This window comes from Gordonia sp. AC31, from assembly GCF_031844505.1.
GTDB classification, from domain to species: domain Bacteria; phylum Actinomycetota; class Actinomycetes; order Mycobacteriales; family Mycobacteriaceae; genus Gordonia; species Gordonia hongkongensis.
Map to the genome: position 1 here is coordinate 1 of NZ_JAUZVK010000029.1, position 26,256 is coordinate 26,256.

General features: G+C 65.8%; 20 protein-coding genes. 14 read left to right on the forward strand and 6 right to left on the reverse strand.

Features of this window, described 5'->3' with window-relative positions; genetic code table 11:
• Window positions 1-179: 179 nt before the first annotated feature.
• Genes Q9R39_RS22015 through Q9R39_RS22025 form a run of 3 tightly spaced genes read right to left on the reverse strand, consistent with a single transcriptional unit; the run spans window position 180 to window position 5,291 of the window.
• Complete coding sequence (locus Q9R39_RS22015; RefSeq protein WP_311278257.1) at window positions 180-2,012, reverse strand: Hsp70 family protein; 1,833 nt, start codon at window positions 2,010-2,012, stop codon at window positions 180-182.
• Between the two features lie 31 nt (window positions 2,013-2,043).
• Window positions 2,044-3,468: a GTPase gene (locus Q9R39_RS22020; RefSeq protein WP_311278258.1), complete on the reverse strand. Its 1,425-nt coding sequence runs from the start codon at window positions 3,466-3,468 to the stop codon at window positions 2,044-2,046.
• Window positions 3,465-5,291, reverse strand: a complete 1,827-nt coding sequence (locus Q9R39_RS22025; RefSeq protein ID WP_311278279.1) for a dynamin family protein — start codon at window positions 5,289-5,291, stop codon at window positions 3,465-3,467. The genes Q9R39_RS22020 and Q9R39_RS22025 overlap by 4 nt, the downstream gene beginning before the upstream one ends.
• Before the next feature lie 377 nt (window positions 5,292-5,668).
• Between Q9R39_RS22025 and Q9R39_RS22030 the strand changes: the two genes are divergently transcribed.
• Window positions 5,669-6,922 (forward strand): hypothetical protein, encoded by a 1,254-nt coding sequence (locus tag Q9R39_RS22030; RefSeq protein ID WP_311278259.1) that lies wholly within the window; start codon window positions 5,669-5,671, stop codon window positions 6,920-6,922.
• 18 nt (window positions 6,923-6,940) lie between these two features.
• Window positions 6,941-8,152 (forward strand): hypothetical protein, encoded by a 1,212-nt coding sequence (locus Q9R39_RS22035; protein ID WP_065629348.1) that lies wholly within the window; start codon window positions 6,941-6,943, stop codon window positions 8,150-8,152.
• A gap of 90 nt (window positions 8,153-8,242) precedes the next feature.
• Here Q9R39_RS22035 and Q9R39_RS22040 read toward each other — a convergent pair whose 3' ends face one another.
• Both Q9R39_RS22040 and Q9R39_RS24795 read right to left on the reverse strand, forming a co-directional pair.
• The gene (locus Q9R39_RS22040; RefSeq protein WP_139115519.1) at window positions 8,243-8,515 is read right to left on the reverse strand and encodes a hypothetical protein; all 273 of its coding nucleotides are present in this window, start codon (window positions 8,513-8,515) and stop codon (window positions 8,243-8,245) included.
• Window positions 8,516-8,769: 254 nt separating this feature from the next.
• A complete protein-coding gene (locus Q9R39_RS24795; protein ID WP_350339599.1) occupies window positions 8,770-10,551 on the reverse strand; it encodes a MarR family transcriptional regulator in 1,782 nt (593 codons plus the stop codon).
• Window positions 10,552-13,906: 3,355 nt separating this feature from the next.
• On the opposite strand from Q9R39_RS24795, the gene Q9R39_RS22045 reads away from it, so the two are divergent.
• From Q9R39_RS22045 to Q9R39_RS22085, 9 genes are all read left to right on the forward strand, one after another.
• Complete coding sequence (locus Q9R39_RS22045; protein WP_065629415.1) at window positions 13,907-14,878, forward strand: ParA family protein; 972 nt, start codon at window positions 13,907-13,909, stop codon at window positions 14,876-14,878.
• Window positions 14,879-15,105: 227 nt separating this feature from the next.
• The gene (locus tag Q9R39_RS22050; RefSeq protein ID WP_144066077.1) at window positions 15,106-15,456 is read left to right on the forward strand and encodes a hypothetical protein; all 351 of its coding nucleotides are present in this window, start codon (window positions 15,106-15,108) and stop codon (window positions 15,454-15,456) included.
• 1,922 nt (window positions 15,457-17,378) lie between these two features.
• Entirely contained in the window at window positions 17,379-19,028 is a 1,650-nt protein-coding gene (locus Q9R39_RS22055; protein WP_240199200.1) for a cutinase family protein, read from the forward strand.
• A gap of 145 nt (window positions 19,029-19,173) precedes the next feature.
• Window positions 19,174-19,698 (forward strand): hypothetical protein, encoded by a 525-nt coding sequence (locus Q9R39_RS22060; RefSeq protein ID WP_311278260.1) that lies wholly within the window; start codon window positions 19,174-19,176, stop codon window positions 19,696-19,698.
• A 323-nt stretch (window positions 19,699-20,021) separates the two neighbouring features.
• Window positions 20,022-20,543, forward strand: coding sequence for a hypothetical protein (locus Q9R39_RS22065; protein ID WP_311278261.1), 522 nt, complete (start codon window positions 20,022-20,024; stop codon window positions 20,541-20,543).
• Between the two features lie 146 nt (window positions 20,544-20,689).
• Entirely contained in the window at window positions 20,690-21,931 is a 1,242-nt protein-coding gene (locus Q9R39_RS22070; RefSeq protein ID WP_311278262.1) for a hypothetical protein, read from the forward strand.
• A 164-nt stretch (window positions 21,932-22,095) separates the two neighbouring features.
• Window positions 22,096-22,569, forward strand: a complete 474-nt coding sequence (locus tag Q9R39_RS22075; protein ID WP_311278263.1) for a hypothetical protein — start codon at window positions 22,096-22,098, stop codon at window positions 22,567-22,569.
• A gap of 44 nt (window positions 22,570-22,613) precedes the next feature.
• Window positions 22,614-22,904 carry a hypothetical protein gene (locus tag Q9R39_RS22080; RefSeq protein ID WP_287016144.1) on the forward strand — a complete coding sequence of 97 codons (291 nt, stop codon included), beginning with the start codon at window positions 22,614-22,616 and terminating at the stop codon, window positions 22,902-22,904.
• A 25-nt stretch (window positions 22,905-22,929) separates the two neighbouring features.
• The gene (locus tag Q9R39_RS22085; RefSeq protein WP_287016145.1) at window positions 22,930-23,199 is read left to right on the forward strand and encodes a hypothetical protein; all 270 of its coding nucleotides are present in this window, start codon (window positions 22,930-22,932) and stop codon (window positions 23,197-23,199) included.
• 19 nt (window positions 23,200-23,218) lie between these two features.
• Here Q9R39_RS22085 and Q9R39_RS22090 read toward each other — a convergent pair whose 3' ends face one another.
• Complete coding sequence (locus Q9R39_RS22090) at window positions 23,219-23,344, reverse strand: hypothetical protein (protein WP_311278264.1); 126 nt, start codon at window positions 23,342-23,344, stop codon at window positions 23,219-23,221.
• On the opposite strand from Q9R39_RS22090, the gene Q9R39_RS22095 reads away from it, so the two are divergent.
• From Q9R39_RS22095 to Q9R39_RS22105, 3 genes are read left to right on the forward strand one after another with little or no spacing between them, the layout of a single operon-like run.
• Window positions 23,343-23,819, forward strand: coding sequence for a hypothetical protein (locus Q9R39_RS22095; RefSeq protein WP_311278265.1), 477 nt, complete (start codon window positions 23,343-23,345; stop codon window positions 23,817-23,819). The two genes, Q9R39_RS22090 and Q9R39_RS22095, sit on opposite strands and share 2 nt — an antisense overlap.
• A 5-nt stretch (window positions 23,820-23,824) precedes the next feature.
• Window positions 23,825-24,724: a hypothetical protein gene (locus Q9R39_RS22100; RefSeq protein WP_311278266.1), complete on the forward strand. Its 900-nt coding sequence runs from the start codon at window positions 23,825-23,827 to the stop codon at window positions 24,722-24,724.
• Window positions 24,718-26,223: a hypothetical protein gene (locus tag Q9R39_RS22105; RefSeq protein WP_311278267.1), complete on the forward strand. Its 1,506-nt coding sequence runs from the start codon at window positions 24,718-24,720 to the stop codon at window positions 26,221-26,223. Before Q9R39_RS22100 ends, Q9R39_RS22105 begins: the two co-directional genes overlap by 7 nt.
• Window positions 26,224-26,256 lie beyond the last annotated feature (33 nt).

Below are 26,256 nucleotides of genomic sequence, written 5' to 3' on the forward strand. Positions count from 1 at the left end.
GAGCAGGAGCGCGCAGGCGGCGAGAACCAGTCCAGCGGTCGCATAGACGGCGTAGCGTGGCCCGTCATCGAGCTGGGCGATCCGAGTAGTGATCGCACGGGCGATCGCGCGCTCGAGCGACTTCGTCATTCCAGTCCTTCACGGTGGGCTTGCCCGATCACGTCGACACTTCTGCGCACTTAGTTGATGAGCCCGGAGCGGGTGAGGAAGGTACGGGCGTTCTCAACGGAGGACAGTTCGGTGACTCTCAGGACCAGCCCGGTACCGGTGTTGGCGTACCAGATGGAGTATTCGTTGTCGCTGAGACCTGGGGTGATCTCGGCGGCTGCCTGGCGGTTGGTGTCTTCGACGACGGTGCCCTTGCCGGCGCTGTAGACCCCGTTACGCAGGTTACGGATCTCGCGGGCGGCTTCGTTGTCGTCGACGTTGATGTCGATCCGCAGTGAGTCCGATAGGCCGCCTGCAATCTTGAGGCCACCCAGGGTGCCGGCCTCGTTGAGGGTGCAGTCCAGAGTGAGAGCGCCGTTGTCGGTGAAGCTGCCCTTGCTGCAGTCGGTGATCTGTGATTGCAGGGCGCCGGGGAGTTGCTGACGGATCTGGTCGGGGTCGGTGAGGATCGGCCCGCCGTCTTCACCGGTGGGGCCGGCGGCGGTGGTGTCGGTGCCCAGGGTTTCGGTGGCCTGGGGTGCATCGGTGGGGTCGTCGTCGCTGCCGCTGGCGGTGGTGACGATAGTGGTCACGATCGCGGCGGCGGCGATGACGGCGGCCGCGGCGGCGCCGATGCGCAGCCAGCGTCGCCGCGTCGAGGCGGGCTGGGCTGGTGAGCCCAAGGTGCGGGGTTGGGTGTGCCAGGTCGGCATGAGGTCGGCGGCTTCGGGGATGCCGCGGGGCTGGGTGGGCGCCGAGTCCGCCAACACGGTGAGCAGCGCACCCTGGGCGACAACGGTTTTGGGGTCGTCGAGGGTGGCGACGGGGCCGAGTTCGCCGAGGCGCTGTTGGACGAGGGGGATGCGGGAGGACCCGCCGGTGAGGTAGAGGGCGGTGAGCTGGTCGGGGTGGGTGAGGCCGGCGTCGGCGAGGGTGGTTCGGGTGAGGTGGACGGCGGCGTCGACGGCGGGGGTGATGAGTTCGTCGAACTCGTCGCGGGTGATCTGCAGGGTTGTGCGTTCGCTCGGGCCGGGCACGGTGATGGTGGCCGACGGCGTTTCGGACAGCAGCTCTTTGGCCTGCTGGATGGAGTCCTGCAGGGACTGGATGGCGTCGATGGGGGCGGTGCGGCGCAACCAGGCGGCGTGGTCGGGTTCGCGGTCGGCGAGGCGGTCCTCGACCCAGCGTTGCAGCAGGGCGTCAAAGTTCTTGCCGCCTAGACCGTTGTCGCCGCGGGCGGCGATGACTTGGAAGGTGTTGGTGGGGGTGACCTCGAGGACGGCGATGTCGAGGGTGCCGCCGCCGAAGTCGAACACCGCGATCCTGGTGCCGTGTTGCAGGGCGTGGGAGCGGGAGTAGTGCCCGGCCGCGGCGCGTGGTTCGGAGATCGTGGTGATCCGCTCGGCCGGGATGCCGGCGGCCCTCGCGGCGTCGGTGAGGACCTGGATCTGTTGGGGCGCCCACGCTTCGGGGTGGGTGAGCACGACCCGGTCGGGCATGGTGCCGGCGTGTGCGGCGACCCCGCGGCCGATGATGGTGCGCATCACGGCGGCGACGAGGCCGTAGATCGGCAGGGTGTGCCCGTTGGCTGCGACGGCCGGTTGCGCGCCGATGAGGCGTTTGGGTGAGGCGATGAACCCGGCCGGGTTCTGTGCGGCGGAGTTGAGGGCGGCACCCCCGACGAGGACGGTGCCTGCGGTGTCGACGAACACCGCCGAGGGCATCAGGTTGCTGGTGTGGGTCAGCGAGAGCGCTTCGATGCTGCGGCTGGTGGCGCCCGAATGCGCGGCCGCGGAGTTGCTGGTACCAAAGTCGATGGCCAGAGACCAGGCGTGGGTAGCAGATGTCTGGGTGGCAGATGTCATGGTGTCGGATCGTCCTGTGCGGGAGGGGGTGTCAGTGGCCGGCGGCCAGAGCGGTGTAGGTGCGGATGAGGGTGACCAGGGCGGCGTCCTCGGCCGCCGACCGGGTGGCCAGGGTGCGTTGCTGGGCCGCGGCCAGGAGGCGGTGGGCTTCGGCGGCGACGGCGGCCGGTGGTGGGTGGCCGTCGAGGCCGACGCGGCCGGCGGGGGTGGTGGCGGTGAGGATGGTGCGCAGTTCGTCGGTGACCGCGGCGTCGGGGTCGACGTCGAGCATGCGTTGGTAGTCCTCGAGCACGGTCACCGCGGCCAGGGCCGGGTCGGCGCGTAATCCGGCGGTCAGGGTGCGGATGTGGTCGCGGGCGGGATGGGTGAAGGCCAGTTGATCGAGGCGGGCCAGGATGCGGTGGGCGCGGTGCAGCACGGCAAACCGGCCGGTGGCCGCGGTCAGGGCGTGGCGCAGGGCGGCGATCCCGGAGCGTTCGGCCAGCCAAGTGTTGAGCGCTGCGGCGCCGTCGGCGGCGATACGGCGGCCGTTGAGGACGCCGTACTCGCCGAGCAGGGCGAGGAGTTCGCGCCGTTCGGCCGGCGGCACTCCCCCGCTGGTGGGGTCTTCGGAGTCGAAGATCCGCAGCACGTCCAGTGGCGGGACGTCGCGGAGCTGGGCGAGCAGCGCGGCGTGGCGTTCGGTCAGCATGCCGGTGTGGCTGGTTTGCGCCATCAGCCCGGACACCGGGACGATCGCGTGGACGATCCCGGCCAGCGGGCCGGCCATGGCGGTGGCGTGCGCGGCGGCGTGGGTGAGCGGGTCGCGGCGGCCGAAGGCGCCTTCGCCGAAGGAGTCGGCGCGCGAGAGCACCCCGAGCATGGTCAACGGGGTGAATGGCAGCCGGTGCAGGAACTCGATCTCATCGACGCGGGGTGCGGCGTCGAAGAGGAACACCGCGGCATCGGCATCGATGGAGGCGGTGCGGGTCTGTTCGAAGCCGTCGATCATCACCCGGCGGGTGGCGGCGTCGTTAGCGGCGGTCAGCGTCGACAGGCCGGGGGTGTCGATGAGGGTGAGTTCACGCAGCGCCGCTGAGGGCAGCCACCGGTCAACGTAGGCGACCTCGGCTGACGGGATCGGTAACTCGATCCCGGCTCCGGGGCGCAGCGCGGCGCGGTGGCGGGTGCTGTCGAGGGCGAGGACCTCGGCCCGGGACGGGGACCCGTCGCGGTAGACGGTGACGACGTTGGTGGCCTCAAGGGCGGCGGTCTCGGCGACCGGGGCGCCGATCAGCGCGTTGACCAGCGTGGATTTGCCTGCTTTGAGTCGGCCGACAACGACGACGCGCGGCGGTGACCACAAGATGGTGCCGATCGCGTTGGCGTGGTCGATGCAGTCCCCGCCGAGCGCGGCCAGCTGGTGCAGGCCGCGGTCGAGCGTGGTGTGTACCGAATCTGGTGTCGCGCTACTCATGTCGGGTCTCCGTCGAGCAGTGCTTGGGCGGCGGTGATGCGTTTGTCGACGATGGCCAGGTTCGAGGTGAGACGTTGAGTGGATTTCTCGCGGGTGGCGGCGTCGGCGGCTGCGGCCTCTTGGACGTGGGTGATGGTGGTCTGGAGCTGGTCGATGGTGGCGCGCAGGTGATCTCGGTAGCGGATGACGATGTCGGGGCGGGCTTGGGCGACGGCGCTGTCGAGGAGTCGGCCGGTGGCGGTCTTGGTGGCGGCCAGGGTTTCTCGCAGCCAGGCCAGCAGGTTGGTTTTGCCGGCGCGGATCGCCCGGAAGCTCAAGTTCACTCCGACCCACACCGCGCCGATGACGGCGCCGACACCCATCAGCGCCGACAGCCCGACAAGGCCACCGAGGGTGGAGGACCCGACCACACCCATGGTCAGCAACGTCGGGTCGAGCAGTCCTTGGCGTTTGCTTGTGACCTGGTGGGTTTCGATCTTCTTGTCCTGCATCGAGGCGACGATGCGGTCGCTGATCTGTTCCCACACCGCGGGGTCGTCGGCGAAGCGTGGGGTGATGATCGTGTCGTGCAGCTCGTGCAGAAACCCGGCGAGGGTTTCGGCCATCGCCATCTGCAGATCGACCTGCATGTCGGCGGTGAACTTCTGTTCGCTGCGCCGCAACACCTGCATACCATTGCTGTTGATGTAGGTGGTCCACTTCTCGCGCACCCCATCGAGGCGGCGTTCGAGGTCATCGACCGCCGATTGCCGCAACAGGGTCAGGTCCCGGGCGAGGTATTGCTCCCACTGGCGTGACTGGGCCTGCAGGTCGGTGAGCCGGTCGCGTTCGGCGGTCAGATCCGGCAACGCTTTCGCCCCAGCGGTCAGCGCGGCGAGCTCGTCGGCGATGGTCGTGCGCACAGTACGCAGCCCGTCCAGACAGGTGCGGACCGCATCCAGGTGCGGGGCCGCCGCGGCGGCATCGAGTCGGTCGGTGATCGCCGCGCGCAGGGCGGCGATCCCGGAGTCGACCTCGAGGCGGTGACGCGCCTGCGGGTCGGGGGTCTCGGCAGCCAGGACGGCGAGCAGGCTCGACACCCCGATCACCGGCACCGTGCGCCCCAGGTGCTCGGCAATCAGCCGCTGGTTCTCGGCGACGATCGCCCGCCAGCGGCCCAGGTGTTTGTCGGTTTTCGTCACGGCCACGACGACGGCATCGACACCAGCGCTGGCCTCGCGAACGAAGGTCATCTCCGGGGCCGTGATCGGGGCGGAGGCATCACAGACCAGCACCAGCACGCACGCCTGCTGGGTGGAGTGCGCGGCCAGTTTCGCCAAACCGGGGTCCAGGCCGCCGACACCGGGGGTGTCGATGAGGGTCATATCGGCCACCGCCGCCTCACGCAGCGCGATCGCCGCCGCGGTGGGCAGCTCCTCAACGCTGCGATCACACACCATGCGCCCGCCAGTGGTCACCCAGTCGGCCAGCTCGCCGATCTCAGCCGGCCGCGGGCCGGAGGGAAAGAACAACTCGGCGGCATAAGCAGCGGGCAGATCACCGGTGGTGGTGACCGACACCGCAACCGAGGAGGTGACATCAACCCCCACCGGGCACAGGTCACGGTAGCCGACCAGGGCGTTGACCAGCGAACTTTTGCCGCGCTGCACCTCGCCGGCCACCACCACGGTGCGCTGCGGGGCCCGATGCAGTTTCGTCTCGGCGAGGTCGGCGACGGCGTCGTGTTTGTAGGCGCGCAGCACTTTTCCCGCCTCAGCCACGACCGCCGCCGCGGCCGCATCAACCCCCGTCTGGGGTGCTGCGGGCGCGTTCACGCCGACCATCGTCTCGTAGCGGTGCCGCCGTTCCCCCGACCGGTCATGGAAAGCATGCTGGTCGAAGCGGCAGGGCAACGCAAAACGCTGGGCGTCAGGCGCCGGCGGTGCAGGCCCAGATGATCGTGCGGGACCCCGGCCCGGACTCACTGTCCGCGGCTACCGCCGCGGACCGTTCGCCCGCGATGGCAGACCCGACTGTGGGGGCGCGAAGGTGGGCGCATTATTCTGCAGCCGAACAAGAGGATCGTGCAAATCCGGGTTTCGGGGGAACCGTTCGGGGTTCGCGCAGCAACACACTGGAACAACACCAGTGTGCAGCGCTAGCCCGGGTGAGGTCATTGGTCCTCCCGCGGCAGGGGCTGCAGGAGAGAAACGAGACCCTGATGAAGCGTTGGTACCCACTCGCGGCCGCAGCCGCGGTCACCGCGGGCATGCTGGCCGCATGCTCCACCGGCGGCGAACCCGCCCCCGACTCCTCCACAACCGGTAGCGCTGAGCCGACGGTCGATCTGACCGCGCTCGATCCGGGCGCCTACCCCACCGAACCGCGCCCACCGTTCGGCGTTGCCGACGACTCACAAGTGGTGCAGGTCGAAAGCCAGCGAATGGCGCAGTTCATCGTGGTGCCCTTCGAGGTCGACCCGGACCTGACCGCCCCGGACAAATCCAACGCACCGATCACCAGCCGCCGCAACCTGGTGTCCCACATCAACGCCGACGCGGCGACGATCCCGGCCAACGACGCACTGCTCGGCGGCTTCTCGTCACTATTCACCACCGCGCCGACCGAACGTGACAACCCGCGTGGCCTGCACAACATGGTGCTGCGCTACGAAACCGCCGCTGATGCCCGCGCCGCCGCACAGCAACTCGCCCAGGTCAGCGCCCGCCAGCAGAACAGCCCCGTCACCAGCCTGCCGGGTGTGGAGGGCGCCTACGCCCTCGAGACCACCCGCAACGAGAAGAGCTACTTCACGACCTACACCCCGCACGGGGTGTACGTGATCTACGAGTTCGCCTCCTCCCTGGCGGCCCACTCCGACCAGCTCGAGCCGATGGCCCGCAAAGCAATCACGTTGCAGTCGGCGCTGATCGACCAATTCCCGCGCACCCCAACGGCTGCGGAGAACGCCGCCCGCGGCAACGGCGAAGGTTTCCAGCCGCCAAAGATGGACGAGAACAGCATCCTCATCTACGCCCTGCCCTACACCGACACCGAGATGGAAAACGGCATCACCGGCCGACCACAGCAGAGCATGCGCGCGGTGTACGGGCCGCGCGGCTTGTCGCACTTCTCCAGCGACCCGGCCGGCATCTTCAACGACCTTCGTGCGGCCGGATCGACCGCGAACGCGATCGAGCGTTCCATCGTCTACCGCGCCGACACCGAGGAGCAGGCCGCCACGCTGGCCGCTACGAGCGAAGCCGACGATCAGAAGATCGACGCACCGCCCGGGCTGCCGACCGCCAACTGCTCTGCCCAATCCAGCGCCGACGGCAAGTACACGATTTATCACTGCAAGGTGCAGGTCGGCCGCTACGTCGGAGAAGTGCAGTCGCCCAACAAGACTGACGTCTACCAGCAAGCCGCGGCTCAGTATCTGATCCTCACCAAGGCCGACCAGAACGCCAAGTAGACGGGACGAGAGGCGACGATGACGCGCAGTTACCTCGGTCGCTCCATCGCCGCGGCCGCGGCGGTGACCGCAGTGCTGGCCGGCTGCACGGTCGACGGGCAGCCCAGTTCGGCAACATTCACCGACCCTGCCGTGCAGGTTGTGGCCCTCGACACCGGCGACTACCCCACCCGGGCGCGAGCGGCGTTCGGACGCGCGGTCACCGACCCCGAGCGGGTCGAGGCGACCCGGATGGCGCAATTCGTGCTGGCACCGTTCGAGGTCAATCCCGATCTCACACATGGGCAATGGCCTGTCGGCGAGTTCGACGACGCTGCCGGGATCGGTCGCGCGGTCGTCCCGGGCGCGGCCGACGTTCCGGCCAACGCGGAGTTCGTCACCGGATTTGTCACCACCGCCGACAACGGGGATGCCAACGTCGGGGCTGCTCGTCACCTGCTGCGGCATGCGGTCCTGAGATATCGCAGCCCTGCCGACGCCTCGGCCGCCGCTGAGCAAATGAGTGCCGCGGTCGCCGAAATCGACAACAAGCCCATCGTGCCGCTCGACGGGGCGCCGGGCACCCGAACTGTCATCCAAGATTTCGGTGCGTCCACAGCGATCCTGGCTGTCACCGCTCACGACTCGTATGTGTTCTTCGATCGGTACTACGGCCCCACGACGCAGTTCCGTAGCGGAGAGTCGTTGGTGCGTATGGCCAACGCGATCACTCAGCAGAAGATTTTCATCGACGAGTTCACGCCCACCCCCGACGGTGAAACTCCGCTGATCGACCCCGACGTCATCCTCATCTACGCGCTGCCGTTCACCGCGGCCTACCTGCGGGCGAACCCCGAATCCCCTGACCGCGGAGCGGTGTACGGGCCCCGCGGCATCGCCCACACCAGCACCGACCCCGTCACCGACTTCGAGGTACTGACCAAGATTGGCTCGGATGCCAACGCAGTGGAGAACTCGGCGGTCTTCCGCGCGGACACCGCCGAGGGCGCGCGCACCTATCTCGACAGCTTCCTCGGATCCAACCGCACCCGAGGCTGGACCGGCGCCGACAGCCCACCAGGCTTGCCCACCGCCACCTGCCAAAAGCACCCGACAAGCCAAGCACACAGCTGCGCACTGACTGTCGGGCGATATGGCGCCCAGGTCATCGGCAACACCAAAACCGATACTCACCAACAGGCCTCGGCCCAATACCTGATCCTGACGACCGCCGACCAACGAGCACACTGACCGACGACATCGCGCACGTCGTCATCTCCTCGCAGACAGAGGTGCCCGGACCCGCCACTGCGGGTCCGGGCACCGAACTCACCCCGGATGTCAGGGGCGGAAAACCTTCGGCTGCCCAGCGTCACCGATCGGATCGCCGTAGCCACGGCGGGTGAAGTCGTCGTTGTCAACTGGATCGCCGTACTCAGCACCGAATTTGAAGGTGAAGGGCTCCTGACTTTCGGTGGCACCGCCGTGCACTTGGTGGATTCCGAAGTCCGAAACGAACGGGCCCGTCGCCGCGGTCGCGACACCCGCTCCGAGTCCCGCGAGGCCCGCTGCAAGCACAGCGCCGGCGAGCAGACGAGTCGAGGTTGTTGCCATAGGTTGGTTCTCCAATCGGGTGAGAGGTGGCCGCTGCGGCGACCCTTACACCCGTCAGTTGCTGTGTCGTCACCTAAATGTTCCCGAGTTTCGACGCCCGACACCCGGCCGACCATCAACGGCCCGCCAACGGAGGTGTGCCGGCGTGAGCAGGCGTCCAATCCGGCCCAGCACTATCTCCTTAAACCCCGCGGGAACTTCGCTGTGGCGTGACGTTGAACTGTCACGCGGAGTCCTGATGATCGCGGTGACACCTAAGCAGCGTTACTTGTCTGCATGTGACTACGCACCAACGAACGAGCCGACGGATAGTCGACCTTTCCGCTGGGCCGCGTCGGGAACCGCCCATACCGTGTCCGCGAGGGCGCTGCGATTGGCAGTGCGATTGCTTGCGGATCCGTTGCCACTCTGCCCGGTCCTCGATACCTTCGCTTCCCTCTTTGCTTTCGCCAGCGAAGTTCTTCATCCCACCAGTCCCGAACCAGTCGATCGACAAGATGGCTCTGCGCCCGTCGGACCATTGCGCCGTAAGATCCGAATGCGACGGCCACTTCGTCCCACCTATTTCTGTAGGGAGTCAGTAGGTTCAGCTCCCTGAAGTAGCGAAGCCACGCACGGACGCACCGGCTGGAGTAACCCGTGGCACTCACAAGGCCGAGCACGGATACGTGACCACCCTGCCAGGCTGCGTGGATCCTCTCGGCGATTCCGCCTAAACCTTCTCGCCAGACCCAGATGTCGTGGTGGGCATGGTGGAGTCTCAGGGTGGAGCTGGCAAACGGGGGGCGTGTTTCCCCTTGTGTTGCAGCTGTGTCATGCGCAACATGTGCGAGCTCCCAAGTTGCCGACTCTGTCCCCTGCGCCTCAGCGACTCGTCTGATCCAGCCTTCTGCCTGGAGGCGGTGGAGTGCCCTCGATGCTGTTGCGGCGTGAACGTTAGCGGCTTCGGCTAGCCGGCGAACGTCGATGTTCACGGTCGTTGTGTGCGCCTGAGCGCACACAACGAGGAGGCTGTGCAGGACCCGTTCAGCACTGGCCCACCCCTTCCGTGCCCAAGTTGCGGGATCTGAGTTCGCTGCAGCGAAGACAGCCTCAATGTGAGTGCGGACTGGGTCGTCGACGGTGTGGTCGCCTTGCGCTCTTGGCCACGCTGTCTCGGCAGCAGTGCGCAGAGCTTTGTGCCATTGCGTGAGGGCGTGCGCCTCGTTCTGGCGGAGGTCTTCGCGCAAGCGGACGAGTCCAGGCTTGTGCAGATGTTGAAGCACATCAGTCCAGCACCAACCGCTAGCGGCCATCCCGAGCATGATCGACCACGCGTGTGCCGAGCGATCGTCGGCGGCTGTGAGCCGCGTGGCTAGGCGCTCAGCCGTAGTTGTGGATAGTTCGGTTCGCGCGCGATCAACCCGTGTGGCAGGCCCCTGCCCGACCAGCCGTAGGCCGATAGTCGTCGTTCGCTGCGTGGAGTTTTGCCGCGCGGTTGTTGGGAACCTCGCTATCAGCCACTCAGCTAGGTCGGGTGGCGCCGGCCGAGCCTGCATGTCCCTGACGGCGTTGCCCAGTTCCCGTCCGGTCAATAGTGGGCTCGCGTTTCCGCCCGACCGGTGCACAGACCCGGGGATCCGAACTGCGCCCGACACGGGGTTGGTAAGCGGTGAGATGTCGAGGGTTGGAAGGTGTGCGCGCAGCCTACGAGCAAGGTCGGCGACTTTTTCCGCGGGTATCCCTGGGTCAATGACGCGCACCCAGATGTGCCGCCCTCCTGAGGGCCCCGACTGCACTTGCAGGTGGCTCACACCCAAGTCGGTTAGGACGCCGGTAAGTACGTTGGCATCCACAGCAACGGCCTCGGGACCGTACGGTCCTGCATCCAGGTCGAATGCGAGCAGCGTGTACCGGGAATGGCGGTCCGCTAGATACGTCGCGATAGGCACCGGTGGCATTCGTTCTGGCCATGGTGCTGATCGGTATCTGTGTTCATTTGTTGCGTCGACACGCACTGTGGAGCGGGGCGACCACTGCCTCCATTCACTCAGCATGTCCACCCACTAGTGGGTGAGTGCTGCGGACGAATGCAGTCGATTCCCCGCGTGTGGTTGTGCGACACGCGGAGCACAGGGATTGCGGGCACTCCGAGAGGGCGCACGCTACCCTGAGATCTGTCCGGCAAGACAGTCCCTTCGGGGATGGGCGAGAGCCCGTGAGACCGAGCTGGTAACTCAGTCTCGAAACTTCAGATCAAGGACCCTCCGACTGGTAATCGGGGGGTCCTTGTGTTGGACCTCGCGCGTTATTCAGATGTCAGCGTTCGGAAGGTTCGGAGGCTCCCTTCTGGGTTGGCGATGCTAGGCGCGCAGCACGAAGCTGGCGCAGGGTAGGAAAGATCTGGTTCGCGCCGAAGGCGCGGCGCCGGCGTTGATCGACCCTCGTCGGTAGTAGGGACCGACCGTGGTGCTGGGCTGAAGAACTGCGCAAGCTCGAGCACGATCTTCCGCAGGGACGATCGAGCCGCGGTGCAGTGGCCACGCTAGGACCGGCGCTACCTGCGCGTCCTGCAGTCATCACACCCCCTTGCTGGCTCGAATCACATCGGTGTAATTGTATGAGCGCCATTTCCGCGCGATTTTATGTTGGTGTTGGACGGCGGGTCAGGGGACATCAAGTAGGGCGGTTCTCTCATCTCCGCAGGTCATGGGCGTTGTTCGGCTGTATTTTCGCGCGAATTTATGCCACACTGGGTGGATGGATCGGTCCGCTGACGGCCGGCGTGGGCGCCTTGGCGCACCCACGCCAGTTCCGGCAGCTATCGAGAACCGGTCGACCAAAGCTCCGGTAGTGACGGCGTACTGCGCTGACCCGCAGTGCCGAAAGGAGTTTCGTAGGACCGCGGGTCGTGGTCGGCCTCGGATCTATTGCTCGGATGCCTGCCGGCGCTCCGCCGAGAACGCCGCTCGACGAATTTCCGCGCAACTTCAGCATCATCGCGAGATGGCGCAGATGCTCGAACGCGACCTTGCGGCGTTCGATTCGTCCGCGTCACCCAAGTCCGCCCCGGAGCCCTCGTCAGTGGCTGGCTTAGACACAGCCGTTGCCCGCGCGGAAGGTGTGCTCTTGGGGCTTTCAGACGGGAGTGTTCTGGCAAGCGAGTTCACTCGCTTGCTGGACGCAGTTCGTGCTGCGCAGCCCTCGCAGCAGCAACATCGAGCGGGCTAACCGGCAGGCAATCGACAAGCCGTCGGCCTGTCGGTAGAAGCGGTACCGACTGAGGCACAGGCGCGCCTCAAGCGGGCCATCAGCAGTAGTTCGTTGATGGGTCTGAAAGATCTACTCCGCCGCGGTTCTCCGCTCCCCCACCGGCCAGCGGTGCCGGTCGAGAGCCAGCGCGTGACTACGATTATCGGATCACGACAACATTTGAGCACCGTGACCTGCGCAAATCGAAGCTGCCTCCCAGTTTCCCGCAGAACGACGAAACTGAGTTGTCCTATCCCCTAGGGCCAAAATGGGTGGCAGCTCGTCACGGTGCGATCTGGAGCCGTTTACGTAAGTCTGTCGGTCTCAGCGCGATTGCCAGGACTCCTGTCAGCCGCACTAAGCGTTCATTCTTGATCCTCAGCCCCAACGGGTCGTCGATACACGATGGCCCACCTTCAGAGTCGAACATTCTCCCGCCGGCCCATACCGCCGACCCATACGGGTGTCATCCGGTTGGTGACGACGTCGGATCAGTTCTCGGAACCCCACCGCAGCCATAACTCAGGGAGTCTCCCGAAGTGCCGAGAGCTTTGTGGCATTGGGCCTAGCGGCGGAACTCGAGGGGCCGGCGGCGACACCGGTGCCCCCGGGGGAGTGAGACGACTAGGTGATCTACGTAGAGCACGGATTGTAGGTGCCCGCCTGAGCTGCCGCATGTAGTTGTGGCACTGGTTCCCCGGTCAGCCATCAGGTCGTCCTAAGTCAGCCCGGTTCAGTTGTGGACCCACAAGAGCGGCCGATGTCTGTGTCGTGACCCAACAATGTGGTCCGCCCGGCCATTCCAAAGACTTCGAGGGCCGCTGTTACATGTTGGCGGATGGCTGCGTCGAGGTAGACGAGCGATCGAGCAAGGCGGATGCCATCCCCCGGTCATCATTGGTGGGACGAAACTCGTCGTGAACGAGCTGCGCTGTGGTCTCATGTCTTTATGGCTCTGTGCACCCGTGTCGCGAACGGTCAAAACCCGTCCCACCGGGTCAGGTCACGCAGACGCGCAAGTCTGCGCGGGGACCGCTTCGTTGAGCTGTCGGCTCACAAGCCACTTGGCCGACAGCCGTGCTGTGTGGCTATGTCACCCGGCGCCTTGGTCTTTCACGGGTCTAGTCGAGAGCGCGAATCTCTCCGGGTGCAGACACGATGCTTCTGTTCGTCCCTGGGTATCGTATCCGCGATCCTGGTCTCCGACTTTCGTTCCCCGCACACGTGGCTACCGACCGCGTCGATGGCGACTGCCGTGCGCACAAACGGCCTGTTCAGCTCGTAATAATGCACGCATTACTTCACGCTGCACTGCGCGCAGTCACGCGCCCAGTGCAGTTGACGAGACCGTCTAGGTGAATCGCGACAACACTGTGGTCACGGAGCTACGCGCTACGCCAAGCAATGGGCCTCATAGCACGAACTACAACACTCGAGACAGTGCACCCTCGATGGTGGCCGCCCGGATCTTCTGCGTTAATGGGCGCCACCAGTCAGACCACACGCCAGCAAATACGTTCCTACGTGTACCGGTCCGTACCCTGCACTGTTCGGCGCGCCATACATACAGCGTGAAGTGCCGCACCGATGTACGGGATGGGCCTCAGCGTCCTTACCCCCATACGCTGCGGAGCAGTAAGACACGTACCCACTCAACTGCGAGACACCATGTCGCACTCAGTACACGGTGCTGTGAAGTGCTACGTACTGGGCTGCTTGCGGACGCTGGCAAGGCGCTCTATGCGGCACAGAGCACTCATGTCCGCATGCATCGCCATATCTTGTCCCACGTCGCAAGCGTTGTGTGTCAAGATGTTTCACCATCTACCAGCTCCGCTGATGCGGTGCATGTAGATCGATGTACATACCAAACTACTGAACACATACCCGTGCGCAGTGATGGCAGCTCTGTCTAAGCAGTTATGTCTATACGTAACGCAGGACGTAGATGTTGCCCGCCGACCAGCGACATCGTCGTTGTTAACGCCTCGATCATTGCCACGCTCAAGTGAGTATCTGCGGCGTCGCGCACGGGAGACCTCGCGGTAGAACGCCAAGTCGTCCGTAGCGTGTCGTACACCGCGCGAACCGATGTGCGCTGTTATCCTCTGCGCATAGCGGACCCCAATGCGCCCGGGAGGCACTGCCTTCCTGCGGTCCATGCGCACCACCCCATTGGAGGACTCAGTGCAACACCTATCTCAACCCGCACTAGCTCGGGTTGTCACGATCGCAAACGGCAAGGGTGGCGTCGGTAAGACGTCAACGGCGACAAATGTCGCTGGTTTGGCCGCTGCCGCCGGTTGGCACGTCCTGTTCATTGAGCTCGATCCGCAGGGCAACGCGGGACGCGACCTCGGCTACGAGATGGATGGGTCAGGCGACTCCGGACAACAGATCTTCGACGCGATCATGCAGGAGAAGCCTCTACGACCCAGTCTTGTCAACTACCGACCCAACTTGGACGTACTTCCAGGTGGGAGCGGACTCGACGATCTTGAAGCGATACTGATCGGTCGTTCTCAGCGTTCGCCAGGTTCACACAGGCAACTCGCAGATGCATTAAGCCCCATCGCAGATGATTACGACCTCATCATCATCGATACCCCACCTACACGACCCCATCTTCTACGGTTAGCGCTGGCTGCAACACGTTGGATCGTCATCCCGACGAAACCGGACGACTCGAGCATCGACGGCCTGCAAAAACTCGCTGACGAACTGGTTAGTGCCAGATCAACAAACCCCGACATCGAGGTCCTGGGCGCCGTGCTTTTCGGTATCGAGGCCGCTGCGAAAGCCATTCGTAGAGAGGCGCGGGCCAAGCTAGACGCAGCGCTCGGAGGAGTGGCCCCGCTGTTCAATTCTGTTGTGCGCCATAGCACCATGACCTCGGTTCAGGTACGGGAGAAGGGCTTGCTTGCCCACGAGCTGGCCGAGCAAGTCGACAACGCCGAGCCGTACTGGAAGGCCCTCAAGGAAGGCAGGCGGCCCGACCGTGTGCCAGGCACCGCGCCGTCTCTCGCAGAAGACTACGTCCTCCTCGCCCAAGAGATCCTCCAGGAGATCGACCGACGCGAGACCGAACAAGATTCCTCCGCGGAGCCGGCACACGAAGGAGCATCTGCCTGATGACCACCGATCGCAAGCCTGTCACCGGTCTCGCGAGGACCGGTAGCGTCCCGGGGCCGCCGCCCCGTAGACCAACCGCTCCTACAGCGGCACCGGCGGCGACCCCAGCAGTACCCGACGGCCCAGCGCTACCGCACAATCGACCGCAACCGGCAGCGTCCACTCGGCCTGTCTCGCGAGGTGCCCGACGCCCGAAACGCGTCGAAACCCGCCCAGACGAGATGCTGGTGTCAGTCACCCTGTCGCTTCCCACGCCACTCTGCACAGCCACCAAGGCACACAACAAACAGAACGAAACAACCATTGCCGGGACATTGATGGACGCGATTGTCGCCAATCACGACCGCTTGCCGGCGTTAGTAGAGAAGCTCAAACGCCAGCACCACGACGATGGGCTGTTCGTACGAATCGAAGCCAGACCAGAAGAAGAGCGATCTTCGCTGACGTTCCGGATGCTTGGTCGCAACCTGACTGTCATCGATCGCTTAGTTGTCGAAGTTGGTGCCGAGAATCGCTCGCAGCTGTGCAGGGCGGCTCTAGAAGCCCACCTCCAGTCTCAGTCGGTGGATTCGGAGTAAGCCGGTACACCCAATCCTCGGACGGTTCATCCCTGCCGGCTGGCGGTTCGCAGGCACGAGCTGCACACCCAAACCCGCGGCGTCCCTGCAGTCACGCGGGGGAGGGGTGATGGGTCCGCGCGACCAAACGCAGTTCGATAGGTGAGGGTCGCCGAAGGGCGTCTGACATCTGGGTACGTATCAGAACGAAGCAACGGGCACGCAGGGAATTGCCAGTCCATACCGTTGCGGGCCAGCCTGGGACTCACCCGCTTCGACGGACGCGCAGAGTGCACGCCCTTTATTTTGGTCTAATATCGGTGTAACGTCGGTTTGCCACCACCAATGGCGTCTTGTGGCGCGGCGCGATGTCCAATGACTGCGCAGCCTAAAGACTGGTCTTGCCGGATCGTGCTCGCGGGTCGGGTTGGAGGTTGCAGTAGACCAACCCGGCCCGCTGGGCCACCGCACCTAGCAACACCTGAGGAGAACTCCAAGTTTGTGTCAGTCAGCTTGCTCTGACTGACTCGCTACGAACTCAGCGAACCGCGCTTCGTATCGCCGAACCTGAGGCATTGACACCGGGTAGCCGGCTAGCCACCTCAAGTAGTTGAGGTCATCGCTGTCAGAGGTGGACTCGCCTTCCGGTGGTGGCATGCGTAGATGATCGTCAAGAACAAGGATTAGATCAGCGAGAGTGTCATCACGACGCGCTATTTCTGCTTGCCTGATTATCCACGCTCGGGTCAACCTGTCGGTCGCATGACGAAGATTCGCAACCACAACGCGCTGGTCCTCGTCGAGCGAAGGCGACAGGTCATCGACTGCGCGCACCTTCCGAGCGAGTTCGGCCAGCGCGTCGGTTCGAATGAACACGCCGTAAGCAGAGGGCGTCAGAGGACGTGTGGGGCGAGAAGAGACCGGATCATTCGTACCCGGGGCCAGATCGGTCGTGGGTTCGTCCTGCAGAGGTACCGGGTCACCTCCCTCGAAAGCGCGCGCGGCGCTTCCGGGGGACCACCGCAGCGGAGCGTCCAGCTTGGTCAACGTGACGAACCTCGGCTTGGCCATTAAACCTTGCTCAAGGCGTCGCATAGTCGGGTCACTCGGCCCGCCGGCGAGACTTACATCGGCTTGCGACATTCCCAGTTCCTGCCGGCGCCGTTGCACGAGGCGCCCAAAGCGCAAAGCATCGGCCACACCCGCACTCTAGGCGCTATAGACCGTTCCGGGGCGTGCCCCCTACGGTATGCCACCAATGATCGTCTAACTTCGGTTTTCAATCGGTCTACTGTCGGGTTATAGTAGGTATCGACGCTCGATATTTGATCGGTTACTGCACGGTTAAAGTTGCCGATTGAGCGGCTTTGGCACCTGGCGAGACCCATGTACACCACGTAGGCACAGGGTCTCTGTCTCGAAGTTTGACCCCGGCCGGACGCTGCAAAGTTTGGCGACTCGAACGGCGTCCGGACCGGGTGATTACCAGCTCGATGCGGTAAGTGCAGGCATCGAGGCGGGCGTTAAACAGTGTACCTGCGGGTATGCGCTGACAACGGTCGTCTGGGTGGGCTGCTCCTACAGCTTCGAGGAAACCCTTGGAGTGAAGGAACTCGCATGACGAACCTTCTTGAGCCCGATCCTCGTGGGCCAGATTGGTCTGGGCATGTCGCTGTCGACTCTCGATCGATCGCACAGGTCCCAGGCTCCGGAGAGGGACGGTCAGATTGCCGTCGAACAGTCCCTCTCCGGAGTGGTGGTTGGCGACTACGCGCGAGCGCGATTGATTTGCCGTCGAACGGCTCACGCGTGGTCACCCGAGGAGACAGCTCCCTGTCTGTCGATGGGGGGCTGTCCCGGTGACCAGTGTAGAGATGCATCGTCCTGTCCAGAGGGGTGGACAGGAGTCGCGACATTCGATCTGGGCCGCGACCTTGGCAGTCATGGCGACGGCCGTCATCGCCCTGGCCAATGTCGGGGTCGGGAACGTGTCAGCGGCGCCGGCGCAGCCGGGGGGCTGCCCTGGTCTGATGGTGTATGCGGTGCAGGGCACCGGCCAGTCGTCGCCAGACGCCGATCCGTCGAAGGACGCGGGCTTCCTGTCTCAGGTACTTCATCCGGCGATCACGGCCGCCCGCGGTGATATGGACCGCGCGTATGTGCCCTACGACGCCGGCTTCGGTGGTGCTGTAGCGGGCGGCAAGGTCCCGTACGAGCAGTCCGTTCAGGGCGCGGTCGCCAAGACACTGTCCTGGATCAAAGACAAAGCCGCCGCGTGCCCGGCCACGAAGTTCGGTCTGGTCGGCTACTCCCAGGGCGCTCACGTCACGCGGATCGTGTTGAACGACATCGTCGGTGGCAAAGCAGCGATCGGCGCCGACAAACTGGCTCTGCTGGCCAACCTCGGCGATCCTGGCCGTCCCGAAGGGGCTTCGTTGTTCCCCGGTAAGCCGGGGCAAACTTCTCCCGATCCGGTGCCGGGAACAAGCGGCGCGAACGTGTCCAAGGTCGTGGCGGTGTCGACGACCAACGCCCCGGGTGGCGGTATCGCCCCGGTCGGTGACGTCGAGGACACGTCGTACCAGGCCATCGCGGGGCGCTATCTGTCCGCGTGCACGCCCGGCGACCTCGCCTGCGATGCCCCGGCGAACGCACCGCTGGCGCGGTTGGTCACCAACATCGCGGGTCAGTCGGAACTCAACCCGGACGATCCGATCGGGTCGTTGTCGACGATCGCCGAAGCACTGGCATTGACCGCAGTCAAGACCGCGGTGCCGGTGGTCAATGAAGATGTCCAGGCGCCGGAGAACAACCTCGAATCCGTGAGTTACCAACCGCGACAGACCCTGTCAGAGCGGTTGGCCGTGGCCTCAGACCCTCGTACGCCGTTGCCGAGTGTCCAGGACGCGTTGTCGGCGGTCATCAAGGTGGGCACGATCGGGTTCAACGCGGTGAAGACCGTTGTGCAGACAGTCGCCACCCCGAGCACCATCGCCGCGATCGCTACTGCGGGTGCTGCGAATCCACTGGCCATCGTCGGCATTCTGGGCGCAAAGCTGGGCCAGGCAGCGGTCACGCTGGTTCCACCGGCAACCCAGGAACGTCTTGTCTCTGAGGCATTTACCGCGTTCAAGTCCGAGTTCCAAGCGAACTCCGACCTGTTCAAGGTGTCCTCGCTGTTGAAGTACTGGGATGCGGCCAAGCAGCACACGTCGTACTCGCAGGTGTCGGCCACGCCGACCGGCCAGCCCCCGACGAAGCTGATCGGTGATTGGATCGTGGCGGCCGCGCGCGACATCGCCGGCAAGGACGGCGCGCCGTCGAACTCGTCCGGTAGCGGCAGCGGCAGCGATGACTTTTCGTGGCTGTTCGGCGAGGGGTCCGCTGGTTCGTCGACGCTTCCATCATTGACCACGACGTCGTTGCCGCCGAGCGCTGCGACGTCGGAACCGGCGTATCCGTGGGAGCTCGACACTTCGTCACCATCGGCTTCGTCCGAGACGGTTCCCTCAGGGTCCTCACCGGTCCCGCAATCCACACCTCCTGGCGGCGCGTCCGGCCTTCCGCCGTTCCTCAGCGGGGCCTCGCAATGAGTCTGACCGTCCTCTCGGCCAGCCCTTCCCGCGTGTGCAGGCGCGGGTTGTGCCGGGCTTGTGGTGGTGGTCGAACCACCACCTCCAGCTAGACCCTTCCTCTCCACTAGCGCACTCAACGAATCACTCCGGAAGGAGCGAGTACATGTTCAGTGACAGTGCAATCCGGCCCCCGTTCGGGGGACATGCCTCTCACAACCCCGGCCATCCGAACCGTCCCATCAGCCCGCAGGGTGGTGAGCCGGCGTGGTTGAGTCCCATCGATCTGATCACCGCAGTCACCGACCCGGCCACGTCGGTGATCTTGACCGATGAGAACGGCTGCACGTCGACTCGATGGGGGATGGGCAACGGCCTCAGCATCACGCGGCTCAAAGAGGCTTACGACGAACGGGCGCGGTGCGTACTGCCCGGTGACCGCGGCTACCGCCTCGACGCGAACAGCGTTGTGCTGGTGGTCGGCTCGAACGGCTCGTTGCCGGACGAGCTGCTGGTCGGCTCCACCTACCGCGACGTGTTCGACGACACGCTACACACCATCGATCCGTTCTCGCTGACCGCGGTCCGGCGCGGTGTGTTCGGCGACGAACACCCCCTGCACTGGCACCTCGCCGCGTGCGATCGCTGGACCCGCGCATACCGCCACGGGAACGAGGTGACGTTCGGATGAGCACTGATTGGCAGAACGACCCGAGCGTGCAGTCCTGGCTGCACACCAGCGAGCCTCACTCCGACCAGCTCACCGAGTGGGTTGACGACCCGACGCGCCCCGAACAGGACATCACAGCAGGGGGCGTTGACCAGGTCGACGACACATACAGCTACGCCCCACTCGATGACGCTGAATCTGATGACGCCGATTTCGCGGAGGTCGCCGAGCCCGCAGTCGAGGAGCCCCCGTACACCGACAACGTCTATGCCGCAGCGCCATTCACACGAAGTGCGCCCGCTCCGACCCCGGTTCGACGTCGGGACCGCCGGTGGCTGCTGATCGTGGCGGCTGCCGTTGTGGTGGCGGTCATGGGGCTAGTGGCGATCGCAGTCATGATCCGGGGCCTGGTCAGCGGCGGCGGCGAGGACGGCATCACCGATCCGGTTACTGCGATGGATACCCCGGATCCGTTCTCCGATGCGGTGGAATGCCCCTCGACCAGTGAGGGAGCCACCACTACCGGCCGCGACCCGGGCGACCTGACGTCGGGCCCGAACGTGATCAAAGCGTTCAACTACGCCTACTTCCACTGGCGTTCGGGACCGGCCGCGCGGGCGATGGCCTCGTCCAATGTCGAGGGCATCGGCAGCGCCGTCGATTTGCAGTCGAGCATCGACACGCTCAATCCCCAGGCGCGGTACTGCCTGTCGATTGAGGAGACCGGTTCCAACACCTATCGCGTGGCGGTCACGTTGATCCTGCCCGACGGCACCCGCGACCCCGACCCCGATGTCCAGAACATCACCACCACCCAGATCGGCGAACGCACCTACATCGCGTCTGTCACACGAAATAAGAAATAGAAAGGTCACCCCCTCTCATGTACCTCACCTCACCAGCGGTCACGGCTCCGCCGTATGACACCCCGCCCCGGCGGTCGCGGGCACAACGCCGGCACCGCACCGCCCCACCAACCGCCCCGTTCGTCGGGACAGTGCTTGCCGCGCTGATGGTTTCCGGTTCCTTCGGCGCCACCCTCCTGGTCGACAGCCCGGCCGCAGCCTACGAACAGGGCGGTATCGACCAGGGCGAGACCGACGATGGATTCGAGCAGGGTGGGGTCGGCGGCGGTGGTGGCGACGACGCAACCCCACCGGTCGCACCTCCGCAGCAGACCGCGCCGGGCTACAACTACAACCCCGGTCCGGGCGCAATTCCGGCACCGCCCCGGGAAGCGCCGTATCGGCCCTACGCCGATCCGCAGGTGTACAACCAGCCCAACTACGACACCGTCTACAACCCGGCGCCGCCGCGGGCCTACACCCTGCCCCGCCCGGTCGCGCCGGTCCGCCCGATTGCCCCGCCCCCGAAGACGTTGCGCGTGGGTAACTTCCTCGTCGAGGAAGGCCAGCTCAAGCGCGACGCTCCCTGGCTGACCGACCGTCAGCGGGTCTCGATCAACGAGTGGTCGGCCTATGGCGAAGCGAAGATCGCCCAGGGCCTCATCTCGGTCGGGGTTCCCGAGGACGAAGCGTCCCGCCAGGCCGCGGCCACCATCATCGGTGTGGCGCTGGGCGGCACCGCAGGTGCGGTCGCCCTCGGCGTGCCCGCCGCGGTTGTCGGTGGTGTGGGTGGTGCGTTGATCGGTACCGGCGTGGGAGCGGCCATCGGTGCGACTGTGCCGCTGCCGATCCCGGGCGCGAATGCCATCTCGGGTGCAGGGGTCGGCGCCGCAGCCGGTGCGGCGATCGGTGCCGCGGCGCTGGGTATTCCCGCGGCGATCGTCGGCGGGGTGGCCGGTGGAACGGCCGGTGGACTCCTCGCGCACGCCCTGGGTGCCGGAGATCCGGGTGCGAACCCGCGTCAACCGGGACTGCCCGGCCAGCCCGACCCGAACCGCCGCGCACCTGCGCCGCCGCGTCCGAAACCGGCTCCGCTGCCTAACCCTGGCGCGAACCAGTTCGAGGTGCATCTGCCCGCCGACCAGGCGACCAAGGCCGGTCTGCCGGCGGTTCACTACCAGGTCAACGTCGGTAGAGATGTGAACGCCGAGACCACCATTGGTGGCCAGACCTACACCGCGAACTGGACCGCGGAGCAGGCCGACGCCCCCTACAAGGCACTCGGTGGTGCCGCCGATCAGGTGCGCAAGACCGTCACCGACGCTGCGGTCGACCTGTCCCGGCAGGCGGAGAAGGTCGTCCCGGGTCTCAAGGTCACCTTCCCGCAGCTCACGCCGAAGGGGGCATAACAACGATGGCCGCGAGTGTGGAGACGGTGTCGGCGGCGCACAACGCCGGAGCGATTCGGGGTGCGTCGATTCTGCCGCCGAGCGCATCGGAGATGTTGGGGCGGCGCACGACACGGTTACCGGCGCATCTAGTGGCGGCCGTGGGCTGCCACGGCGGTGCTGGTGTGTCCACGCTCGCGGCCCAGCTCGAGCATGTCGGCGATTCCGGCCAGTTGTGGCCCGGGCGGGCCGACGAGCCACCGTTTGCGGTACTCGTTGCGCGGGAATCGGCGCGCGGCCTGGCCGCGGCGTCGCTGGCCGCGCGCCAGTACGCGACGAACAATGCGCCAGCACATGTGCAGCTGCTGGGTTTGGTGCTGGTAGCCGGGCGGAAGGGAAAGCCGACCGCCCGGCTCCGCCGCGATCGGGAATTGCTCGTCGGGTCCGGGCTTTTCGCGAACGTCTGGCACGTCGCCTGGCACGACTTCCTCGTCGACACCCCGCTCAACGAGTTGCCCTCGACCGGTCCCGACCCGGCCCCAGCGGCGCGACGCACCGATCCGCGCACCGTCGTCGCCCCTGACATCGCCGCCGTCGGCCAAGGCCTGCGCGACGCCGCAGTCGCGGTGATGTCAGGTGACGCCGGCACAACCCCATAACGGCACAACTCCACAACCTCCACCCTCACGAGAAGGAAGAGATCATGCTCCAGTTCACGCTGGCCTCGGTTAAAGCCACCACCACCTACGTGGCGTTCAACCCCATCCCGATTCCCGGTTTGTCCGACCGGCTCAACACTTTCGGCGGGTGGGTCACCTTCCTGGCCTACTTCGCCACCGCCGTGGCGATCGTCGTCGGCGGCGGGTACATCGCCTTCGACAAGATCACCGACCGCGGCGACAACAAGGGCGTGAAGATCGCGATCGGCGCCGTTGTCGGCACGATGCTGATCGCGACCAGCGCCACGATCATCCAGGCCGCGGGCGGGCAGTGAGCCGTGCGGACCGAAAGCTACAGCGATGAACACCACCATGACAGTGGCGTACGCGAAACTGCCCGCCGAAGTGATGAACAACATCACCCTGATCGGCGGCTGGTTCGTGTTCGTAGCCAACATGCTCGCACTCGTGCATCTGGTCTTTCTGGGCGCCTCGATCGCGTTCGACAAGGTGCGCGAGCATCCACTCGCACAGATCACCGCGGGGGAGTGGTTCACCAAGATCATCTTCGGGGTGTGGGTGGTAGCGATCGCCGGCAACCTCGCCGCTGCGGTGCTGGTCTTCGGCTGATCGCTGCCCTCGTTGCCGCCTACGCGCTGGCCGGGTCGCTGACGGGATGCGGATCAGACCCCGACACCGCCACACCGTCGACGTCGCAACAGATTCCGTTGACGACGCCGCCCACCGAGCTGCGGTGGGTGGAGTTCAACGGCATGCGCATTCCCCAAGCCGCCGAAGGCCCCCACGAGGTGTCAGATGTCGTCGCTCCGGAAGGGTTCGACCGCACACCGCCGGGAGCTGGGCTGGCCGCGGTCAATGCCATCGTGCGTCTCTCGGTTGCGCTCGATGACCAGTGGCCGCAGGTGGTCCGTGAACTCATCGCGCCGGGACAAGCACGAGATGACTTCATCACCAACCGCATTCAGTTGTCGACCACCTCGGGTGTGCCAGCTGGTCAGGCCCCGCAGGTGCAGGGCTGGAAACTGACCGCGTTCACCCCCGATAAGGCATCGGCCGACATCTACACGCGGTTGCCGGACGGCTCGATGACGGTCAACCACACCACGGTCGTGTGGGCGCCCGCGTTCGGTGATTGGCGGCTGCTGCTGCCCGACGCGGCGGCGGGCGCCTCACCGGTGGACGCGATCTCGGCCACGCCGACCGACATGGTCGCACTGACAGGAGCCTAACCCTCATGAGCACCCCCGATCCTCGCGAGGACCTCGGCCGCCTTGCGGCGCTGCACTCACTGCGCCAGTCCGGTGGCTACAAAGGCACCACCCTGGTGCTGTCGCTGCTGGTGTTGACCATCGTCATCGGCATGGCCGTGCTGGTCGCCGTCCGCGGTGACGGTGACGAGTCGTCAACGCAGCCACCGCAGGTCACCGCCACGGACACACCGACGTCGTTGCCGCCGCAAACCCCGGTCACCCGGCTGCCCGACGACGCGTTCGGGGTGCCCACCACCGACACCCGCGGCCGCCGGGTGGAAACCCCGACCAACCCGCTCGGCCAGGTCCTCCCGCAGTCCGGAGACACCCCCGACACCACCGACCCCGAGGCCGTGCTCCCACCGCCGCAGGGATTGATGTGGCAGCGCGTATATGGCGCGACGATCCCGTTCTCCACCTCAGATGGTCCGACCGCGATCAGCACAGACGGGGTACCCACCGGGTTTGCCCACACCCCGCAGGGCGCGGCGCTGGCGGCCTGGCAAATCGGCCAGCGCGCCACCTGGGCACCCGATGACCAGAACGCAGCCCTGCTCGATCGTGCCGCGGTGGTCTCCGCGGCCGCCGAACCCGAAGCCGACAACCTGCGCACCAACGGTGCACAGATCTATGCCGGCAATCCGGGGCTACCCGCGCAGATGCGGGATGTGCCGGTGGCAGTGCGCATCACCACCTACTCGAAGGACTTCGCCCACGTCGAGTTCGCCCAACCTCTCAATCGTGACGACGGCTTCACCGCCATCTCCGTCGGCGTCGACATGGTCTGGCGCGACGGCCAGTGGAAATGGGTGGTCCCCGAACCCGGCAACGATCCCAGCCGCCTGCTGATCTCGACCACTGGCGATGGGTGGACCCCATGGTGAACCGCCCCAACAATTCTCACCGTCGCCGCACCCGACGCCATGTGGGTCTGCGCGCTGCCCTGACCGGTCGACGGACCCACGCCCTGGTCGTGGTCGCGCTGATCGTTGCGTCAGTGTCGTCGTGGGTGGGGGTCGGTAAGGCGACAGCGAACCCGTTGTGTGACGTGGCAGGCTCGTTGAGCCGCGCCCTTTGCGGCGCCGCGGGCAACGCCGCCAGCAACGTGGCCGGCAGTGTGGTCGGCGGGACGTTCGAGAAGATCGTCAACTCGCTCCTGGAGGGCTACCAGACGATCCTGACGTGGGCGTTGGCGTGGTGGATCAAGCTGCCGAACCCGCAGTTGGACAACAGTTCCTCCCTCATGCAGGAAGTGCACGACCACACCCTGCAAATCCAGATCGTGGGCCTGACGTTCTCGCTGATGTTCTTCGGCCTGCGGATGATGATCGACCGCAAACGCTCCATGGCCGATGACGCCGAGGAGGGCTTCAAACTGATCTTCCGCTCGGCGATGGCCACCGCCGCGATCCCGCTGGCACTGACCGTCGGCGGGCAGATCGCCGACGGCATCTCCAACTGGCTGGTCAGCGAATCAGTGACCGCCGGCGGCGGCAACGGCGATGTCATCAAGAACTTCCTCAAACTCAACCTGCTGACCAACTCCGCGCTGGGCACCACCGCCATCGGCATCTTCGCCCTCGTCGGATTCCTCGGCGCCTTTTTGCAGTTGGCGTTGCTGGTGGTGCGCGAGGCGATGCTGCTGCTGGTCGTCGCCGCACTCCCGGTGGCCGCGGCATTCTCCGGCACCGGCCCCGGGTCACAGAGCTACCAGCGGCTCGTCGCCTGGTCGGTGGCGTTCCTGCTGTTCAAACCCGTCGGCGCGCTGACCTACTTCGTGGCTTTCCGTGCCGGAGCCTCCAAAGACAACGCCCAACAGGTCGTGCTCGGCATGGTGCTGATGATGCTGTGCGCGTTCGTATTACCCGCACTCATGCGTTTGATTGCCCCTGCTGTGGCGAGCATGGGGGGCGGCGGCTCGGGTGCCGCGGCAGCCGGCGCGGCCATCGGTGCAGGCGTCGCGGCGGGCAAGGTCGCGGCCATGGCTGCCTCGGGCGGGGCGACCGCCGGGGCCAGCGGCGGTGCGGGCGCGGGCGGCATGTCCTCAATCGCCGGTCGCGGCGGCGGTGGACCCTCGGGCGGTATCTCCACGGCATCGTCACCCTCACCACCACCGCCATCGGGCGGTGGTGGCCCCGGCGCCCAACCCGCCCTCTCCGGCGGCCAGGGCGGACAGGCCAGCTCCGGCGGCGGTGGTGGCGGCGGTGGTCCCACGTCCGGGCTGGGCGACGCGATGGGATCGGCCGGCGGACTCGCCGGGGCAGCCATGCAAACCGTCGCCGACAGCGTCGAATCCGAAGTCGAATCCACCAGCTCCGACCCGTCACTGAGCAGCCCGCCACCGATGCGCTCGGGTTGGAACGAACACGCCATGGCGCACTAGCCGCCCACCCCATCTCTCTGACTGTCGAAAGAG

Coding starts and splice junctions, on each gene's coding strand:
- Q9R39_RS22015 (WP_311278257.1), bottom strand. CDS start 2,012: ATGACATCTGCCACCCAGACATCTGCTACCCACGCCTGGTCTCTGGCC.
- Q9R39_RS22020 (WP_311278258.1), bottom strand. CDS start 3,468: ATGAGTAGCGCGACACCAGATTCGGTACACACCACGCTCGACCGCGGC.
- Q9R39_RS22025 (WP_311278279.1), bottom strand. CDS start 5,291: ATGGTCGGCGTGAACGCGCCCGCAGCACCCCAGACGGGGGTTGATGCG.
- Q9R39_RS22030 (WP_311278259.1), top strand. CDS start 5,669: ATGAAGCGTTGGTACCCACTCGCGGCCGCAGCCGCGGTCACCGCGGGC.
- Q9R39_RS22035 (WP_065629348.1), top strand. CDS start 6,941: ATGACGCGCAGTTACCTCGGTCGCTCCATCGCCGCGGCCGCGGCGGTG.
- Q9R39_RS22040 (WP_139115519.1), bottom strand. CDS start 8,515: ATGGCAACAACCTCGACTCGTCTGCTCGCCGGCGCTGTGCTTGCAGCG.
- Q9R39_RS24795 (WP_350339599.1), bottom strand. CDS start 10,551: ATGCTGAGTGAATGGAGGCAGTGGTCGCCCCGCTCCACAGTGCGTGTC.
- Q9R39_RS22045 (WP_065629415.1), top strand. CDS start 13,907: ATGCGCACCACCCCATTGGAGGACTCAGTGCAACACCTATCTCAACCC.
- Q9R39_RS22055 (WP_240199200.1), top strand. CDS start 17,379: ATGGCGACGGCCGTCATCGCCCTGGCCAATGTCGGGGTCGGGAACGTG.
- Q9R39_RS22060 (WP_311278260.1), top strand. CDS start 19,174: ATGTTCAGTGACAGTGCAATCCGGCCCCCGTTCGGGGGACATGCCTCT.
- Q9R39_RS22070 (WP_311278262.1), top strand. CDS start 20,690: ATGGTTTCCGGTTCCTTCGGCGCCACCCTCCTGGTCGACAGCCCGGCC.
- Q9R39_RS22080 (WP_287016144.1), top strand. CDS start 22,614: ATGCTCCAGTTCACGCTGGCCTCGGTTAAAGCCACCACCACCTACGTG.
- Q9R39_RS22085 (WP_287016145.1), top strand. CDS start 22,930: ATGAACACCACCATGACAGTGGCGTACGCGAAACTGCCCGCCGAAGTG.
- Q9R39_RS22095 (WP_311278265.1), top strand. CDS start 23,343: ATGCGCATTCCCCAAGCCGCCGAAGGCCCCCACGAGGTGTCAGATGTC.
- Q9R39_RS22090 (WP_311278264.1), bottom strand. CDS start 23,344: ATGCCGTTGAACTCCACCCACCGCAGCTCGGTGGGCGGCGTCGTCAAC.
- Q9R39_RS22100 (WP_311278266.1), top strand. CDS start 23,825: ATGAGCACCCCCGATCCTCGCGAGGACCTCGGCCGCCTTGCGGCGCTG.
- Q9R39_RS22105 (WP_311278267.1), top strand. CDS start 24,718: ATGGTGAACCGCCCCAACAATTCTCACCGTCGCCGCACCCGACGCCAT.